Annotated in this window: 16 protein-coding genes and 6 pseudogenes; 14 read left to right on the top strand and 8 right to left on the bottom strand. The window is 60.7% G+C overall.

Annotated features, from left to right (window positions below):
* Positions 1-60: 60 nt before the first annotated feature.
* Positions 61-321: a hypothetical protein gene (locus AB7G19_RS12205; RefSeq protein WP_063981899.1), complete on the bottom strand. Its 261-nt coding sequence runs from the start codon at positions 319-321 to the stop codon at positions 61-63.
* A 264-nt stretch (positions 322-585) separates the two neighbouring features.
* Positions 586-1,830 (bottom strand): site-specific integrase, encoded by a 1,245-nt coding sequence (locus tag AB7G19_RS12200; RefSeq protein WP_063981898.1) that lies wholly within the window; start codon positions 1,828-1,830, stop codon positions 586-588.
* A gap of 510 nt (positions 1,831-2,340) precedes the next feature.
* On the opposite strand from AB7G19_RS12200, the gene AB7G19_RS12195 reads away from it, so the two are divergent.
* The 3 genes from AB7G19_RS12195 (at position 2,341) to AB7G19_RS12185 (ending at position 4,252) form a co-directional block, all read left to right on the top strand.
* Positions 2,341-3,267 carry a hypothetical protein gene (locus AB7G19_RS12195; RefSeq protein WP_441267836.1) on the top strand — a complete coding sequence of 309 codons (927 nt, stop codon included), beginning with the start codon at positions 2,341-2,343 and terminating at the stop codon, positions 3,265-3,267.
* Complete coding sequence (locus AB7G19_RS12190; RefSeq protein ID WP_354096863.1) at positions 3,264-3,746, top strand: tyrosine-type recombinase/integrase; 483 nt, start codon at positions 3,264-3,266, stop codon at positions 3,744-3,746. The genes AB7G19_RS12195 and AB7G19_RS12190 overlap by 4 nt, the downstream gene beginning before the upstream one ends.
* A 131-nt stretch (positions 3,747-3,877) precedes the next feature.
* Positions 3,878-4,252: a YybH family protein gene (locus AB7G19_RS12185; RefSeq protein WP_038944053.1), complete on the top strand. Its 375-nt coding sequence runs from the start codon at positions 3,878-3,880 to the stop codon at positions 4,250-4,252.
* Positions 4,253-4,366: 114 nt separating this feature from the next.
* On the opposite strand, the gene AB7G19_RS12180 is transcribed toward AB7G19_RS12185, so the two are convergent.
* Positions 4,367-4,588, bottom strand: a complete 222-nt coding sequence (locus tag AB7G19_RS12180; protein ID WP_085405589.1) for a hypothetical protein — start codon at positions 4,586-4,588, stop codon at positions 4,367-4,369.
* Positions 4,589-5,217: 629 nt separating this feature from the next.
* Between AB7G19_RS12180 and AB7G19_RS12175 the strand changes: the two genes are divergently transcribed.
* The 3 genes and pseudogenes from AB7G19_RS12175 to AB7G19_RS12165 all read left to right on the top strand — a co-directional run bounded on the left by AB7G19_RS12175 (position 5,218) and on the right by AB7G19_RS12165 (position 7,595).
* The gene (locus AB7G19_RS12175) at positions 5,218-6,906 is read left to right on the top strand and encodes an aspartate:alanine exchanger family transporter (RefSeq protein ID WP_028154208.1); all 1,689 of its coding nucleotides are present in this window, start codon (positions 5,218-5,220) and stop codon (positions 6,904-6,906) included.
* A gap of 115 nt (positions 6,907-7,021) precedes the next feature.
* A pseudogene (locus AB7G19_RS12170) lies at positions 7,022-7,346 on the top strand (dienelactone hydrolase); the annotation flags it as partial.
* A 30-nt stretch (positions 7,347-7,376) separates the two neighbouring features.
* Positions 7,377-7,595, top strand: coding sequence for a hypothetical protein (locus AB7G19_RS12165; protein WP_193375960.1), 219 nt, complete (start codon positions 7,377-7,379; stop codon positions 7,593-7,595).
* An 82-nt stretch (positions 7,596-7,677) separates the two neighbouring features.
* Here the strand turns inward: AB7G19_RS12165 and AB7G19_RS12160 are convergent, their stop codons facing one another.
* On the bottom strand, positions 7,678-8,829 hold the full coding sequence (locus AB7G19_RS12160) for an AI-2E family transporter (RefSeq protein ID WP_084795347.1): 1,152 nt from the start codon (positions 8,827-8,829) through the stop codon (positions 7,678-7,680).
* Positions 8,830-9,169: 340 nt separating this feature from the next.
* Between AB7G19_RS12160 and AB7G19_RS12155 the strand changes: the two genes are divergently transcribed.
* Complete coding sequence (locus AB7G19_RS12155) at positions 9,170-9,553, top strand: GNAT family N-acetyltransferase (protein ID WP_354096862.1); 384 nt, start codon at positions 9,170-9,172, stop codon at positions 9,551-9,553.
* A gap of 383 nt (positions 9,554-9,936) precedes the next feature.
* On the opposite strand, the gene AB7G19_RS12150 is transcribed toward AB7G19_RS12155, so the two are convergent.
* Complete coding sequence (locus tag AB7G19_RS12150) at positions 9,937-10,557, bottom strand: hypothetical protein (protein WP_409364023.1); 621 nt, start codon at positions 10,555-10,557, stop codon at positions 9,937-9,939.
* A 166-nt stretch (positions 10,558-10,723) separates the two neighbouring features.
* The gene (locus AB7G19_RS12145; RefSeq protein WP_080586686.1) at positions 10,724-10,915 is read right to left on the bottom strand and encodes a hypothetical protein; all 192 of its coding nucleotides are present in this window, start codon (positions 10,913-10,915) and stop codon (positions 10,724-10,726) included.
* Between the two features lie 149 nt (positions 10,916-11,064).
* Between AB7G19_RS12145 and AB7G19_RS12140 the strand changes: the two are divergent.
* The 4 genes and pseudogenes from AB7G19_RS12140 to AB7G19_RS12125 all read left to right on the top strand — a co-directional run.
* Positions 11,065-11,398 (top strand): annotated as a pseudogene (locus AB7G19_RS12140) (outer membrane protein); the annotation flags it as partial.
* 1,355 nt (positions 11,399-12,753) lie between these two features.
* A pseudogene (locus tag AB7G19_RS12135) lies at positions 12,754-13,232 on the top strand (PH domain-containing protein).
* 306 nt (positions 13,233-13,538) lie between these two features.
* Complete coding sequence (locus AB7G19_RS12130) at positions 13,539-13,868, top strand: DUF3551 domain-containing protein (protein ID WP_346283407.1); 330 nt, start codon at positions 13,539-13,541, stop codon at positions 13,866-13,868.
* A 289-nt stretch (positions 13,869-14,157) separates the two neighbouring features.
* Positions 14,158-14,379 carry a hypothetical protein gene (locus AB7G19_RS12125; protein ID WP_038946060.1) on the top strand — a complete coding sequence of 74 codons (222 nt, stop codon included), beginning with the start codon at positions 14,158-14,160 and terminating at the stop codon, positions 14,377-14,379.
* Between the two features lie 116 nt (positions 14,380-14,495).
* Here AB7G19_RS12125 and AB7G19_RS12120 read toward each other — a convergent pair.
* Positions 14,496-14,708: pseudogene (locus AB7G19_RS12120) on the bottom strand (SOS response-associated peptidase); the annotation flags it as partial.
* Between the two features lie 263 nt (positions 14,709-14,971).
* Between AB7G19_RS12120 and AB7G19_RS12115 the strand changes: the two are divergent.
* Positions 14,972-15,158: pseudogene (locus AB7G19_RS12115) on the top strand (hypothetical protein); the annotation flags it as partial.
* Positions 15,159-15,899: 741 nt separating this feature from the next.
* Here AB7G19_RS12115 and AB7G19_RS12110 read toward each other — a convergent pair.
* Positions 15,900-16,163: a hypothetical protein gene (locus tag AB7G19_RS12110; protein WP_085398219.1), complete on the bottom strand. Its 264-nt coding sequence runs from the start codon at positions 16,161-16,163 to the stop codon at positions 15,900-15,902.
* 238 nt (positions 16,164-16,401) lie between these two features.
* Between AB7G19_RS12110 and AB7G19_RS12105 the strand changes: the two genes are divergently transcribed.
* Positions 16,402-16,668, top strand: coding sequence for a hypothetical protein (locus AB7G19_RS12105; protein WP_071913258.1), 267 nt, complete (start codon positions 16,402-16,404; stop codon positions 16,666-16,668).
* 166 nt (positions 16,669-16,834) lie between these two features.
* Positions 16,835-17,278: pseudogene (locus AB7G19_RS12100) on the top strand (outer membrane protein); the annotation flags it as partial.
* Positions 17,279-17,303: the final 25 nt, after the last annotated feature.

The following is a 17,303-nucleotide window of genomic DNA, read 5'->3' as shown; positions in this document are numbered from 1 at the left end:
GCTCTCGATGCCCCTATTCATGTGTTCCCGGCCGGCGCCTCGCCAAAGGTGCCGGCCTCTCTATTTTGCGGAAGACTTATCGGACAGCGCCGCGCGGCGCTTAACCCAAGCATGCACGCGGGTTTTCAGGAACGGCGCTTGGCGTTCCCCGGTTTTGATCGGCCACGGAAAACCGTACCGCAGTTGCTTGCGGCGCAAATCCGATCGATCACGAACGATGCCGCGCGCTTCCAGATCAGCGTAGCTGTAGAGCCCGGCCGCGATCTCCTCGTCGGTCGGCGCATCGTCTTTCACTTCGTTTTGGGGCTTAGTCAGGAACATCGCGTCACCTCAGGCAATTTGGTGACCCAGAAACCTAAACAGAAAATCTCGCCTGTAAATACCAGAAAACTGCGAAAATAGGGCCTCGGCGAAGCTAAGTGGCTCATTTGCATCGCCGGGTCTAGCTCAGCTCCGAGCTCGGCTTGGACCGATATAGCCCTCGTTTGCCGCGCCCCTGCAAATCCGCTTGTCGGCGGACTTCAAGGACCCGTGGCATTGGTTACGAACGTTTCGAAGTTTATGTCGACCTCAACTCCGAGTGCATCATGCAACCATGTTGTCAGCGGCTGGCGCAGGTTCCGACAACAACCCGACGCGCGCGATGTCGTCGATGGAATGCTCGGTGATGTACCTCGAGTAATGCTTTTCGATCATCGCTACGCTGGTGTTGTGCAGCGACGCCACCAGCCTGATCGGCACATTTCGCAGCAGCATGCGGACGATGCTCGAGTGGCGCAGGCAGTACATCGTCACCTCGGCGGGATCGAGCCCAATGGCGGTAACGGCCTTGTCCACTTGGCGATGATAGTTCTCGCGCGGATTGTTGTTCCAGGGACTGCCGTTGCTTTGCAACAGCAGCTGAGCATCGGCTGCACGACCTCTAGCCGCCAGCTTGAGCCGTACAGCCAACTGGACCGTAATCGGCACGCTGTAGCGCTCGGCCTTTTTCGCACTGCGATTTCTGCCGCCGCCCTTGGCAGACTTCGGCATCATCAATTTCGGCCGCACCGGATGATCCTGCAGATCCTCGACGCGAAGCCGGACCGCCTGACTGGGGCGCGCGCCAGTGTTCGCCAGTGTGTCGGTCAGCAGTCCGAATTGATGATCGAGTCCGTAAGCGGCGGCGACGAATTCGTGCACCTTGTTGTCCGGCAGGATCACGTTTCTCGCCTCCTGCGCGTTAGGCAGATTGGCAAGACCAATTTCCCATGCCTCACGGTTCTTGACGCGCTGGTCATGCTGCGCCGCCAGTTCCAGCGCAGCGCAAACGCAGCGGCAGAGCCGATTGATCGTGGCCGGCGCCATCGTGCCAAGCAGGCCGTCGCGCCACTTCTTCAGTTCGATCGCCGCGAGCAGCGCCACCGGCTTCGACAACAGCGCCGGCGTGAGATGCAGGCGCGGATGCTCTGCGTTGTAAGGATTGGCTGCGCGGGCCTCAAGATCGCGCTTGTAGTCCTTGAGCGCACCGTCAACAGTGATCGGTGCGTTGCTGGCGCTACCGTCATCGCTGCGCGCCAGCTTCTTCGCCGCATCCTGCGCCTCGTGGAACGTCAACACGTTCCTGGCGTCGGCATCCTCGAAATCGTCGGCCAACGCAAAGCTCTTGGTCCAGTAAGCGCCATGGCCGTCGCTGACCTTAAGCACCCATGTGCCGTTGGTCTTGTTGCGCCTGTACATCAGCGCGATTCCGCGCGCGAGCGACGGGCCACTGTAAGGCCTGCGGCGAATCTTTAATCGCAGCCGCGCGCTGCGGCTTTCCAGCGCACTGAAGCTGACTTTGCGTGCCATGTAATTCGTGTCCCCGTTCTCGCGAAGTGTCGCGATCGTGTCTGTAGAGGCCCATGAAGGCGTATGACACGTTATGGGGATATTGCGCGCGGGATCAATGGGATGCGAACTGCACGTCGCTCTACAGAACTCCATGCGCCTATTTATTTTCCCTGCGCAGTGGTTGGACGGCTTATGCCGTGCTCTCCCGGGAGCCGAGTTCCTTCTGGCCTCCCTCACGCTTGCAAAAGTCACCAGCACCGCACCGGTTGACGCGACTGCCGCATTCGCAAAGCACTTGACCGTAGCAACGACGGCCAGGACCACACGTCTATACTTTGGCATTCGGTGAAACACGCCGAAACTAACAAAACCCTTTAAAATTAGGCTTTTTCAACTAGCCTGATGCGGGCTGTTTCAGCGGGCTTCACCAAAATAAGGGCCCGGCCCTAAGCCTTTCAGCGTCCGCACGACAAACTGAAAGCCCCAATGCCGAGCCCTTTGGTCTCAAGCCTTAGGAGCCGAAACCACATGGATAGTAGCATTGCCCCCTCCCCCGCCGGCAAGCGGGGCCGCAACAGCAGCGTCATTCTGACCGACCGCATGTGCGAGAAACGCGTTGCCAAACGGACCAAGCTCTACGACCGTAAGTGCCCTGGTCTGTACGTAAGCATCACCACGACCGGGGTGGCAACCTTCTCGTTCAAGTTCACCGACCGGGAGACCGGCAAGCAACGCACCGGCTGGCTTGGCGTCTACAATGCTGAGACCTTCACCGTCGAGGACACCCGTAGCAAGGTCTACGGCCTCAGGGCCAGGGGTGGCGAGGCGCTTGCCGAGACCTTCCGCGACCAGAAAGCTGCGAAGGCGAAGCGCGGCAAGACCGTCGCCGAGATCATCGACGAGCGCATCGCGTGGATGAAGACGTTGGTCAAGAAGCCCGATGGCGAGATGCGCCCCCGGCTCGAAAGCTGGCAAAACACCGCGAGCCACCTCGACCGCCTCATCCGTCCACGCCTCGGCAAGAAGCTGGCCATGGAGGTCACCAAGCACGACATCGCCACACTCTCGAACGACATCGTCGCAGGCAAGTTCGGCAAGCCCTCGGTCAGCAACGCGCGCCATATGCGCAAGGCGGCCTCGGGCCTGTTCACCTGGGCGGCGGAGGCAGGCCGCGACTATGTGACCGCCAGCCCCTGCGTCAACCTGCCAAAACTCGATCCCGAACATCCCCGCACCCGGGTCCTCTCCGAAGACGAGATCAAGACGTTCTGGCACGGACTGGACCGCAACGACCTTCCCTACGACCGCCGGACCCGGCTCGCACTCAAGTTCGAACTGGTCACCATGCTGCGCTCGCGGGAACTGCTCGGCGCGCATCGGGATGAGCTGTTTGACCTCGACGGCGAGCATCCGCGCTTCGAGTGCCGCTCAAGCGGGTCAAGAAGCGGCGGGTGATCCAGCAGCCGTTATCCGATCTGGCGGTCGAGATCATCAAGGAGGCGCTCGCCTCGGATGGTCAGCAGTTTGTCTTCGAGAGTCCCATGTACAAGGGCCAGCCGATCCACCGGAAAGCGATGGCCGACGCCCTGCGCGGCACCAAGCACGAGACGAACAAGGACAAAACCAAAACCGCTGGCCTCTGCGAGCTGCTCGGTCTCAAGCCGTTCACGCCCCATGACCTGCGCCGGACGGCAGCGACCCTGGCCGGCGACCTCGGCTTCGACGACGCATGGATTGCGAAGTGCCTCGACCACGCCGCGAGCAAGAAGGCCGAGCAGATCGTGCCGACGGTCACCGGCAAAGTGTACAATCACTCCAAGCGGATGAAGGAAAAGCGCGCGGTGCTGGACGGCGTCGCGGCCGAGCTGCGGCGGATCGTCGGCGGGCGGACATCGAGAAAGGACGCCAATATCGGGCTTCACGTTGCGGCCTGATCTATCGCCCCGCCTGAGCTTCGATCAGGCGGGCTTCAATCAGTAGTTCTGCGGGAGTGCGTTCAAGCAGCATTCATCACAGTCCATCTAAGTCCCGCGCCGGGAGCGGCGCGGCTGATGATGGAACCTCCATGCCTATTTCGAGGGATGACTTTGACCCCGTTGCCACAGTTGTAGACTGGCTCGACGCCTGCCGGCGTGGAGACGTCAACGCGCTGCTCGATCTGTATGATGAGCGAGCGGTGCTTGAATGCGCCTGCGAAGGCGTCAGCCTGACTGGGCGAGAAGCAATCGCTGCCTACTGGTCACCTAAGCTCGAAACGAAGCGAGTACTCTCATTTTCGCTGGACGACGTGAGCCTGACGGGCCACGGCGTTCAAATCGACTATCAAAATTACGAAGGCAAGCCGGCTCGCGTTTATTTTCGGTTCGGTGTCTCAAACAAGATCATCTACACAAGCTGCGCACCCATGGCTCGGGCGGCCGCCCGAAGCTCCGTCAACTGAGATAACGGTCCGCGCGGCCGCAGAGTTGCGGCGATTGTAGCTCTATCGAGCAGCCCAGCCGGCACGTCCCTAGCCGGCGGCACACATCAGCCCTTCGGCAGACACTCCGCTGCTTCACTTCACCTTCGCTGCTTCATCGAGACACTTGTAACCTGAGCCGCCGCGCGCCATGCACTGGTCGAAGTGTTTTGTCTGCCGCGCTGCCGTTGGTCCAGCAGGCTGCAGCTTTCCGTTCTTATCGACGCATTCGTACAGCAAGCCGGGTGTGCGCAGCGAGCAGGGCATGCACGACTGCTGGGCTTGCACCGCGCCCACTCCGACCAGCAGCAGCATCATCACAAAACAGCTTTGCTATCACATCAAAGGGGGCCGAATCGATTCGCGCGGAGTCAAGACGCTGTGAATAGGTCGAATAACTGCGGGGTGTTTCCCCCGGACTCCGCGTGGCGCGCGAATCTCTTGTAGGGTGAGTAGGTCAGGCGAACTTGATTCGTCTGATGTCCGAGGCAGCTGGCGGCCGACCGGCGTGCGACGAAACGGTTCACGTCATGGCCGCCCGGCTGACGATGCGGTCGGATGCCCTTCCTTTGGATCAGACGGTTGCCCCGCGTTGCCCTCTCCGAGCACGCTGTCGAGCGATCGGACGGCGCGTTCATAAACGGGCCTCGTTGAGGTCGGCTTCGCGGCCAGGCAGCAGGGTTAAGGGAGCGATCACAGCGATACCAAGCTCCGTCCATGCAGACCAAGCCGGTAGACCCAAAGCAGAACACGACTGGTACCCGATCGTCGCGGTGCGCCGACGAAGCAGTGACGATGTCCATCGTGCTCATGTCCGAGACGTCGACTGTCCCGAATCCTGCACGGCTCAAAAGGCGAAGGCGTGCCGTCGGCGAGGATTGATCTAGATCAAGCGTCGCCGGGTTTCACGATTCAGATTCGGCGCAAATGGCTGGAGGGCATGCGCCATGGATACCGTCAGGTGGATGATCTCCACCGCTCCGGAAATCTTCCTGCTGCTTTCCATCGCCATCGGCACGGTGCTGGGCCGAGCCAAGATTCGTGGTTTCTCAATCGGAACGACAGCCTGCATACTGGTGGTGGCCGTTCTTATCGGTCAGCTCGGAACCTTTACATTCCCGTCGCTGCTGCGCGTGCTTCTGTTCAGCCTGTTCGTGTTCACGATCGGCTACCGGTCCGGCCCCGAATTCTTCGCCTCCTTGAGCATCCGCACCCTGGCGCAGGTCGCCATGGCGCTCGTGCTCGGCGGCACGGGTCTCATCCTCGTTTTGATATTTGCATTCGCGTTCAAGCTCGATCCGGGCACGGCCTCGGGACTTGCCGCCGGTGGGCTGACGCAATCTTCCATCATCGGCACGGCGTCCGGAGCGCTCGCGCAAGTCGGCTTGTCCGGTGATGCTTTGAAGCAGCAAGAAGCAAACATCGCAGCTGGATACGCCGTCACCTATGTCCTCGGCTATATTCTCACGCTCCTTTACGTGCCGTTTGTCGCACCGAAACTGATGCGGATCGATTTGAAGGCGGAGGCGGCGAAGCTGGAGGCGGAGCTTGCCGGCGGCAACCCGCCACAGAGTGAAAATCTGCACTATCGCAAATTCCAGGCGCGCGCCTACCGGGTATCGGCCGCCGCGGGACGCACGGTCAAGGACGTCGAAGAGGAAATCGGCAGCCGCACTGTCGTCGAGCGAATCGTGCGGCAGGGAGCCGATATCGAGCCGCGCCTCGACAGCATCCTCGAACCCGGCGACGACATCGTCGTCGCCGGGCGAACCGCTGCCCTCGTCGCGGCAAAGTCGGTCATCGGCAAGGAAATCGATGCCGACGAAATCCTGAAGGCAATTCCGGGCAATGTGATCGACGTCCTCGTCGACAGCCGCCATCTCCATGGCCGATCGATCAAGGAGATCGCTGAACGCGTCGGCAACGACGCACGCGGCGTCTATCTCCGCACGCTGACCCGGATGGGCCGCGAGGTCCCGTTGGGCCCGGACACCCGCGTCTATGTCGGGGACGTCATGACGCTGGTCGGCAGCACTCGCAACATCGAGCGTGCCGCCACGAAGGTCGGGCAGATCCTGCGCTCCGGCGACCGCGCCGACATCGCCTTTCTCGCAACCGGCATCGCCGCGGGCCTCCTCGCGGGTCTCGTCAGCCTCAGGGTCGGCGGCATCCCGCTGACCTTGGGCGGCGGCGGCGGCGCGCTGATCGCTGGCCTCGTCTGCGGCTGGATGCGGTCGCGCCGGCCGACCATCGGAGCGTTACCACGCGCGGCACAGCAGACACTGAGCGATCTCGGGCTCGGTGGCTTCATCGCAGCCATCGGGCTCGGCAACGGAGCCGCGGCCTGGGCTGCGATACAGGCGCACGGGGCGTTGCTGGTGGGCATGGGCCTGGTCGTCACGCTGGTGCCGCTGATCGTCGCGACACTGTTTGCGCGCTATGTGTTGCACATGAATCCGGTCATCACCTGCGGGGCGCTGGCCGGCGCCATGACCGTCGATGCTGCGGTGACCGGAGCCTGCGAAGTCGCCGAGAGTCAGACCCCAGTACTCGGCGTCGCAGTGCCCTACGCCATCGGCAACGTCGTCCTGACTGTGCTCGGCCCGATCATCGTGGCGCTCACTTATACCGGCTGACGGAGGCGACGATGCGTACGCAGTTGGCCGCAATCTTCCGACCGCTCTTGACGGCTTTGGTTCTCCTTGCCGCCTTCGGCTTGCCGGCCCTCGCCGAAGACAATGTCCGTCTCCAGCGATCATCACCTTTGCAGCAGGTCGCGGCGGTCGCGTCGACGGCAAGCCCAACAACAACTGCGCGCCGGACAGACTGGTCGAAGCGACCGCGGATTTCGGCCGTACCTCGCGGGTGCCATGCTGTGGTTCTATATCGAGAACGACACGTTCTTTGGCCCGGCGTTGTTGAAGCGCATGCATGAGGCTTTCACTGCGGCCGGCGGCAGGGCCGATATCATCTGATGCCGCCCTTCGGCAATGAGGGGCATTTCTTCGTCGGCTCGACCGACACAATTCCGATGTGGTCACCGCTCGTCGAAAAATCCCTCAACGCGCATAAATAGTTACGGAGGGTGGCGCCTGGAGACGCAACCATGATCAACGCCCCTTCAACGCCATGGCCCGGGCACGCTCGCACCTTCCTGTTGATTTTGTTCGCAGCGGCCATTGCCGGACCAGCTTCGGTCCAGAACGCCGCGGCGCAAAAGCAGGCCTCTGAGGCGAAGCCCGCCGAGATCGCCCCTCGCGGGCAGCGCGAAGCCAAAGACATCACCTTCGGAGACTGGCAGAAGCTCTATGTTGATCACTGTTGATCACGCTGATGACGGTGCCGAGGAACTGGACTGCCATCGCGTGCTCCCATGGCGGACTCGGCCATGCTCCTGGTTTCGTCGGTCAGCGATTGTTATCCGGCGAAGGGGATGATGAGACGCCTTGATGCAGATCAAGAGAGCGCGGCGGCCCATAGCCAACATCTCCCCGCTGCGGAGCGCGTTCGGTACGGATCCAGGCAACCGTCAGCTCCCAAGCCACCGACAGAATGATCGGTCCGATGAAGAGGCCGATGATGCCGTGGACGAGGGTTCCCCCGATCACCCCGATCAGGATGACGAGCGCGGGTGTGGTCAGGCCTCGCCCCATGACGAGCGGCTTTAGGATGTTGTCGAGCACAGATACGATCGCGAGAAACACCGTCAGCAGAAGCGCGATCGGGAATTCCTTGTCAGTCCAGATCCAGATAATGACCGGCAGGATGACGATCGTTCCGCCGATCTGCACGATCGACAGCAATAGCACCACGAACGCCAGTAGTCCCGCGCTGGCGATACCGGCCAGCTTGAACCCAATGCCGGCGAGCAAGGATTGGACGATCGCGACGCCGATCACACCCTGCGCGACCGCACGGATGGTGGTACCCGCGAGGTCCAGAAAGTGCTCGCTCTGGTCGGGCACGATCTGTGACAGAAAGTCACGACCCGCGGCCACGAGTTGCGGGCCATATGGAAACACGACGCCAGCCACGACCACGGACAGCAGGAACTTCACGGTCCCCACACCGGCATTGCCGGCAAATCCGAGCAAGGTCGTCGCGAAGGGCTTGAGATACGGCACCACTTCGCGCAGAAGCGAACGCAGATTGGTCGAGGCCTGATCCCAGAGATCGAAGAGCCGAGGCCCGACGAGTGGCCAATCCTTGATCGATTGAGGTGGCGACGGAACCAACACCTCGCCGGCGGTCATTTGGCCGGCAAGATCCCTGATCCCGTCGACTGCGCCCATGCCGAGCCACGTCGCGGGCCCAATGACAACGGCGAGACTGATAAGGGTTAGGATCGCTGCCGCAAGTTTCGGCCGGTCGCCGAGGATTTTGGCAAGGCGCTGAAACACCGGATTAAGCGCGACGGCGAGCACGACACTCCAGGCCAGGATTGGCACGAACGGACGGATCAGGAGCAGTGTCCAGACGATCAGGACCGCGAGCAACCCCAGCCGGATCACAAGCTGGATGACCTCGTCTCCGAAGATGATCTGGCGGAGTGTTCTCACGGACGCGCCTTCAGCCTTGGCCACGCATGTTGCGGGTGAGTGAGCTAGTTCCCCCTCTCGCGCGGAGGTCTTGATCCAGATCAAGCGACCACGACCGGCCGGGAGGCCCTTGGGCGGGATCGGGCAAGTGCGTCGCCCGGCCTCTCGACACCGGAGTCCGCATGTCGGTCACCAGTGCACGAGAGCACTTGCGCGACGGCAGTCCGGTCGAAGTTCGCGCGCTTCGGCCGGAGGACGAGGCCGACATGCTCGCCGCACTAGACCAAGCGAGCCCGCAGTCGTTGCAGCGCCGATTTTTTGCGATGAAGCGCCATTTCTCCGACAAGGAGCGCGCCTCTTCATGGACGTCGATTTTAAGAATCAAATCGCCTTGGTTGCGCGCGCGGAGGAAGCAGGCCGGAAGGCTGTGGTTGGCGGCCGCCGATATATTGTCTCCGAGCCCGGCCGGGCCGAGATGGCTTTCATGGTGGTCGATGCATGGCAGGGGCGCGGCGTTGGCTCGATGCTAATGCGGCACCTCGTCGACATCGCGAGGGAAACGGGACTGAAGGAATTGACGGCGGAAGTCCTGCCCGAGAACACATCAATGACAGACAGTCCTGGTAGCATGCTTTCCATGGGATTTTGCCCTCCCCCGAGGCCGCACCAAGTTTCCGTTGCAGGGACGCGCGCGCAACCGATCACTCCGCAAGCGCGCGATAAACTGACGCGTGGCCTATCTTGAGGGCCTTTGCAATGGCAGACGGGCCAGCGCCGCTGGCCTTCATTTGCCACTGTGTTCGCCGTATTGGTTGGCGGCTGGATGTTCCGCTACGAGCCAATCGGGCAAGGCTTCGAACACAGAAACCGCTTCACGGGCGCGACCAGTAGAGTTTCCTTGGAATGCTGGACAGATAAAGATTAGGCCGCCACTTGGACATTGCTCCTCCGCGGCCGCCTCAGTTGGCGGCCTTTTCGGTTAGGCGAGACTGGCCGAGCAGTGCGGCCCCGTGTGTATGCCGCCATCGCGATACACGTTACGCGACGCGCTCATCCCGTCCGGCTCGTTGATACGCCATCACGCAAGCTCGGATGGCACCTCGAGTTTGGCCCGCCATTTCCCGGGGTCTACCGGTCGGCAACCAATTGCACCGTTTGACGTCCACCGTTTAGCGCTCTGAGTTTGTTTATGTATTCTTCAGGCTTCAACAAATGGAATGGAGCCTTCAAACCCATAAAACTCGCTATGCGACCGATGAAATTGGTGCAGTTGGTTGTTCCCGCGTTCCACACCGGCGAGGTCGCCTGAAGACGTTTGATGTAAGCAAATACCTTTTTGGCGTCAGCCTCATTCAAGTAGACTCGATAGCTGGCTGTCAAATATTGCTCATCGAGGTCGCCGTAGCTCGCGCCCGTTTCAGAAGGCACAAACATGAGATGTCCCAATACGTACGGCAGTGTGTCGCCTGCTGGATGCAGGCCGGCAACTTCGACCGCCCTTTGGCTCGTCTTGCCGTACCAGACAAATGCGTGTCCGTAGGATGCAGCAGTGCGGGCACGAAAATCAACGTAGTAGGGTCCTTTAACTGAAGATACCCGGGCCGGCTTTGCATCCGACGTGGCTGGCGGGCTGCCTGGCGCAGCTGCGGCCGTTTTCGTAGCGGAGTTGATTGAGGTCTTGGGGGAAGTGTCCGGTCGCTGCTGAAGATCAGCACGCGCCGCGAGTTGCTGTGCACTAGCGCTTCCCACGGAAGCCGCAAAGATTGCGACTCCGACAATAAATCGCAGATCGCGGTATTCCCAGATCACCCTTGCCACGTTCAACCCTTCTTGGGCCCAACACAGCCCAAGCTAAACATTACTGGAGGTGAACGCCTCCGGCCCCGACGGGCCGAAGGCGCTTCAATCTTCGGGATTAGCCCTTGGTGACTAACGGAGCTGGCGCCGGAGCCTTGCCGATCGGGTATTTGCCGACTGGAGTTTTGCCGACGGGATATTTACCAACCGGCGCGGTCTGGACGACGGGCTGCGGACGAGGCAGATCCGCGGCAACTGCCGCTCCCACCAAAGCCAAAGACGCAGCACCCGCAATTACGAATTTCAGCATCAATCTCCCCTGAAGTTGCCCACTCCCCCTTACCGAATCTGACCCTAGCCGGACGCTCTACCCACACAACAAATAGATGCCGGTGCGGACAGTCGCGCGATCCCTTTTTTGGCGAATGTTGCAGAAGGGGCACGCTTTCTTTCAGCATATTGATCTACGTGAAGGGCGGCGCCGCCGTGACGCGCAAATCGATTCGATATATTCAACAACATCACCGGGGTCGGCCTGGCATCGGCAGGCCACACACGCTGGGGCGGCGCCCTCGGTGTCGGCTGGGAGTACGGCTTCACGCCCAACTGGTCGCTCGGTATCGAATACGACCATCTCTGGATGGGGCGTGATAATGCCAGCTTCGCAGGCGTGGTTACTCCCGGAGGGTTCATCCTCACCGGCAGCGGGGTCAGCCAAGATGTTGACATGGTCACGCTTCGGTTGAATTATCGCTTCGGTGGATACGGCGCACCGGTCGCGGCCAGATACTGATCTCACCCACCTTCGCAAACCAAAGCCCAGGCTCGCCGGGGCTTTTTTGTAGTTATGAATTTTCTGGCCTTTGCTACCTTGCGGTGGCCGCGTGCCGTTCTCTTCCAGTCTACCCCTGTGAACGGACATAGTCAGACCGCCCCGGCATGTCTCACACGGGTTTCTTGGAGTGTTCTTGCCACGCAACTCCGCGGATAAGAGAAAGCAGGCCGAAGCCGCTATGGTCTGGAGTTGGCCCCGACCGTTCACGACTAAGCCAGTGGCTGGAAAACTGGTGCGGCTTGCCGGTGTCCGGTAGCCCGGCGCTGGCGGCGCGCTGTAGGGCCTTCTAATGGCCTCACCCTTGACGCCGGTTCTGTGTCGTCGTGGCGACGGATGCCTAGCACAGCGAAATGACGCGACGTGCCAACTCTACGAACCCACAGACCAAGAAAAAGGACGTGGTGTGGCTCGCGCTCAACAGTCGCACGCCATCCGCTTCAACGAACACCTGACCGGCGGCGGACCCGACGATCTTCAAGCACGTCTGCCAGATGGGGCTGGAAGGGATCGTGTCGAAGCGGACGGCGGACTATCGAAGACGTGGCTCAAGTCGAAAGAACTCGGCGAGCGAGGCGGTGCGCCGGGAGCGCGTGGAGGATGGCGTTAGTCTCGGCGCACCCCGGCCTTCATAGTTCTGCCCAAATGGAAAACCCGACGAAGGCGAGTACAGCCACGCTGAGAACGATAATCGTAATCGCCCCCACTTCGATAATGGAAAGCCGTCTTGCCATGCGCCAATTTTTTCGGCAGTCGAGCGACAGCGTTGATCTGGATTATGTGCGGCGACCATCACGCCCAGCAGCCGCTCCATCAGCGGCTTCGGGCAACCTTGATCGCAGAATGCCGCTAGTGACAGTTTCGGGTCGTCTCAGCCTTCGTGGTTGCACCGCTTAAACCATCGGCGCGCTAGCAAGTCATTCCGGTCGCACATCTGCGGACGGCTCGACGGGTATGGCGGACGGTGGTTCTTGCGACGCACACACCGTTAACTCGTGTCCTACCCGCGCCGCAGGCAGCAGCGACTTCAGTGATCATGCCGTTGGGCGGAGGAGTAATCGGCGCAGGTGTCATGGCTTGCGCCGATACTGCGACCGATAAGGCGAAGCCGGCAATAGCAATCAACCTGATCATTCTGCACCTCCCTTAACCGTCCAAACATCCCGACCTCTCACGGCAGGGGATGGGTCCGGCTCTCGTGTGAAAGCATGCGAGCTTCCGGCGCTGGCCGTTGGAAGGCTTGAGATAGATCAAGGTCTTTCTCCGTTTAAAATGGCGCATATTACCGCGGTGATAGGTAAACTCCGGGTAGGCGTATGGGGCGCTATATCGACGAAATCCTACAGCCTGGCGAAAGGGTGCTGTATTCGACCAACGAACACTGGGTGTACTTTCTGCCTGCAATCGGGGCGTGGATCGCGGCGGTCGCATTTCTGGTGCTGTGGCGCTTGGTCGCCGTCGACGCGCTGACGTTGGTTTACTTGATATTGGCGGCGGTCGCTGGGCTTGCGGCCTTGTACTGGACGGCGACGGCTTGGTTCCACCGCTGGACCACCGAGTCCGACGTTACCAACATGCGGGTCGTCCACAAGGCCGGTTTCATTGAGAGGCGGACCTTTGAGATGCGCCTCGACAAGGTTGAGAGCGTCGATGTCAATCAAAGCTTCTTGGCCGCCTTTTGAACTATGGCGACCTCACCATTCAGGGCGTCGGCGAGGGTACGCAAACCATTTCCACCGTTAGTTCGCCTCTCGCGTTTCGCAGCGCCATCACGACAAGACCGGTTGGCACGTAAATCGCGGCATGGTTTGACAGCCGCCGCCCCAACAACGCCCCCGGAGCCCCCCCGCGCTGGCGATTTTGCGGCGGCGCTCGCGGGGGATCCGGTGGCGCTGCGGCTCTGGCTTGACCGGATTACCCTGCCCCAAAGATCAACTCGTGGCGTTCGCGCTGCTGCCCATCAATCATCGTCAGCTTTCCGCGCGGAAACCCATCTTCGCCCCTCATTTGGCGAGCAAGCCCGAGGTGGCGCCCGTTGCAGCGTTGAACCACCACAGCCGTAGCCCCAGCCACTCGCGCGAATGTGAATTGATCTGAAGCAATGGGCTTTGTCTGGCTTCGATACGCTGACGCGATGGAGTCGATCCGTAAGGAAATTCTGATGCGCATTCCAACTTTGGCGATTTGGGCAACGATCTCGGTTTTGGCGGCCGCGCCAACTCAGGCCCAAACATATGGCGGGAATGCTCCGATCTGCCTACAACGTTGGTACTGGGGCGGAGGCGAAACTTTCTACTGCGGCTATAGCTCGATGGCGCAGTGCCACGCCAATGCATCGGGCCTCTCCGCCATGTGCGTTACCAATCCATATTTTGCAAACGCACAAGTGCCACGGGAACCAGCCTATCGGCAGCCTCGTCGCGCCTACTAGATCGGACAGGGGCGCGACGACTCGGGTTGAGATGGCTGACGCCTCTGGAGAGCCCGCCCCTCGATCCGATCTCGCACGAGCCGCATACGCTGGCGCTGAAGCGAAAATCCGCTGATTGGAGGCCTGCGGCGCTGTAGGTGCATCGATCTGCGACAACCAAACGACTGAACGGGTATGAAATCCGGACAATTCTTGATCTTCAGTGTGACCGCGGCCGTAAAGAGGCCAAACGGACCCAGCGTCCTTTGGCAGTCATCTCACTGTTGTCAGCGTCGGCTACACGACCGACATGAGCTACGATCCATCCACGATAGCCACATTGCGCCGCGCGTTGGACGAGGTGCTGCTTGACGCCCGTTTCCATCAGCGGAAGTCGGCTTCGGCGCTTGAAATTGCTGAACATCTTCTGGCGCGTGCGGCGGACGGAGAACGGGACCTAGAGCGCCTGAAATGCTCGGCTTTCAAGAAATTAATCGGCGATGCCGCGCGCTTGCCGAGCTGGACTGCGTAGCGATCTCAAGACTCTTGCGGGCAGCTCTTGGGGATCGGTAAGGTCGATCGACGGCGACTTTCACTTGACGGCCTTAGTTCTCCTTCGGCGCCACGCGCCACGATCCTCAGCGCGTCATCCGGCAGCGGACGTTGCTCGGAGAAGCTGTTAGCCGGGACAAGGCGGCGGTTCTCCGGCTTCAGGCAGCCTGGCCAGTGCGGTGACGGCATTGCGGATGTTGGTGACCGGTGGCCCGCCGAACTTTGGTGGCGGCGGCATGCCCCAGCGCATCATGGCCAGCTCGCGGCCGGTGTCAGTGTTGCCGGGTAACCCGGAAACACGACCGGCATCGGTGCGAGGTTGCCGGCATAGCGGTTGACGACGCGGAACAGCGCGATGATCGCGGCTTGGTTGGTTGTGATGCTGTAGAGGTTTCACGTGCGCTTTGCGGACTACCGCTTCTTAAAGTCCGTTAGCTTGCGCATGTAGTAACCCTGTCTCTGAACGGCGAGCTTAATGTCCTCGCTGACGCTCGCTACTTCTAGCGCAATGCCCACCCGGCGGTGAGGCAGAATTCTTTCAGCATGGGGCAAGCCAGTAATGGAGCAAGTTCATGAAAAAGATGCATCTAACAAAACTTGCAATTGCGGGCTCAACTGTCGCATGCGCGGCACTGTTCTCGTTTAGCTGGTCCGAACAACGCGGTGTCTCTATGTCAGTCGAGAGTGCCCAAGCACGGGTCGGTCGACCACTGACCCCAATGAGCGTTGCAGGTGTTGCTCGCCGGCAAGACCGACGGGCTGCGTACCGGTATGGAGCCGAGGTAGTCGGCGCTAGCGTCGCCGGCGCGGCCGCCGTCGGCGGCGCTGCTGCTGTGGCGGCTACATCTCCCAACTGGGGATGGGGAGGCGGCCCTTACTACACAGGCGGAGCTCGGGCAGCCAACGCCTACTATGCGGCGTCCACGGCCAGCTCCAGCAATGGCTGGTACATAACTCCTACCGGCATGGCCTGCACATCGGAGACTTTGGTCACAGGCACCAACGGTTTGCCGTTCCGCTGCCCGTAAAACACACGCGAAGGCCGGTGAAGCGGGCATCGACTTCGGCGCGTCAGCATACCAGCGACGTTATGGCACCCTGATCTGCTGCAGACTAGCGGAATTGATCGCACGCCCGGCACACCGAGTCAGCAAGGAAACGACTAGGAGGCGGTCCAAACGGCTGCCTCCTGATCAAGCTCTTTCTGATTCTGCACGCGGATTGATGTTTCCTTTCAAAGGGCACCAACGGAGGGTGACGGTGATCAGGTTATTGGCTGTCCATCGCGATATCGATGCAGGTGATGCCACGCGCGCCGATTCAACCAGACGGCTTCATCACGCGTTGGAAAATAGATGACAGCAATTTGGTGGCCTGCTCCTGAAGCCGAGAAGTCCCCTCGAAACGAAGACGCTCCATGGCCGAAAAGTTGTGTTGAATGCTACCGCGGGCCACGATGTTGGTTTATGCACCAAGGCTAGGGGCCCGCCGGCAAATCCTCTATCGACGCACTCCGACGCGATTAACGCCGCCATTGGCATTACCGCCGACGTTATGACGGACTGCAGCGCGCGCAACGGGCCGTGGCCGGAGGGCAACGCCAGCCCGGGCAACGCAACCCACCGGATAGTCGACGTACTGGCAATACACGATCGCGCGGGCCGGTGATGGAGCAAGCGTGGCCCCTGCAAGTCCCAGAAGTGCGCTGGCAGCGATTCCTGTAACCGTCACTGACTTTATCGAAAGTCGCATCTTAGCCTTCATGATGTCCTCCTAAGGGTAGCAGAAGCCGCATTCCTACGGCTTACGATAGCGTGTGCGCGGAGAGATGAGCGACATTGACGTACATCAAGGGTGAGCTGGGCTGTGCGTTAACTCCGTCGAACATTATCCGTGTTTCCTGCCGCCCGTCACCGCGACCTTGATTCAGATCAACCAGCTTCGTGATACCCGCACCAAAATAAGAGACCGACTGGGCTAGGGCGATTAGTTGGTGCGTGCGATGACGCCGACTTGGTATGTCACCTTCGAGGTTCGTAAACGCGGCACGCTGCCGAAGCAGCGGAGCCCTCGGGAAACAAGGACCTTCGCTACGGAAGCAGAGGCCAAGGCATTCGTTCGTGCAAAGCTCGACGAAGGTCTCGTTGTATTTGCGGGCACGATCAATCCGCATGTCCCCAGGCAACTCATTCCGTCGCCCCGCATCCAAGCTTGGCTTGTCGATGAACAATGGAACGCTGAGCCAGATACAGGTCCCGACGCGGAATAAGCACGTTCCCATGCACATACACCGCTCTCAAGTGGTGCCATCTTGTTACGGGCTTAGGGTCTCATCGCTCTTAGACTTGTGGACGTTCGCAGCACTTCATAAGAGCTCGCGTTCTCTGAACGAGAGAGATCTGAGCAAGGGGATAGGGACGCTGAAAAGGCCTTCGATGGCTGCGCTCAGTCTCGCAGCGCTGAGCATGACGGCTCCTGCCATGGCCGCCGATATGGCCGTCAAGGCGGCGCCGCCGGCACCGGTGGTGGCGATCTACAACTGGAGCAGATTCTACATTGGCGCCAACGGAGGCTGGGGGCAGAGCCATGGTTGCGTGGATTTCCTGACGCCCGCCGGGACAGTCGCAGGTGGTTGCGCTGATCGTTCGGGCGGCCTTGTTGGCGGGCAGATCGGGTACCGCTGGCAAACGAACCAGTCTGTGCTCGGCTTGGAGGCGCAGGGCGACTGGGCCGAGATCAAGAACACACGCGTCAGCTTGATCGATCCATTGATCTCAACCACAGGCAAGATTGATGGCATTGGGCTGTTCACGGCTCAATTCGGATGGGCATGGAAAGCGTCGCTGTTCTATGTGAAGGGTGGCGCTGCGGGTAAGCGCTGTTTCGGTCCCACCTTCCATTGAA

This window comes from Bradyrhizobium sp. 215_C5_N1_1, assembly GCF_052075935.1.
In the GTDB taxonomy this organism is placed as follows: Bacteria; Pseudomonadota; Alphaproteobacteria; order Rhizobiales; family Xanthobacteraceae; genus Bradyrhizobium; species Bradyrhizobium barranii.
Note: the sequence above shows the minus strand (reverse complement) of the source record. Positions and strands in the feature narration are given on the sequence as shown.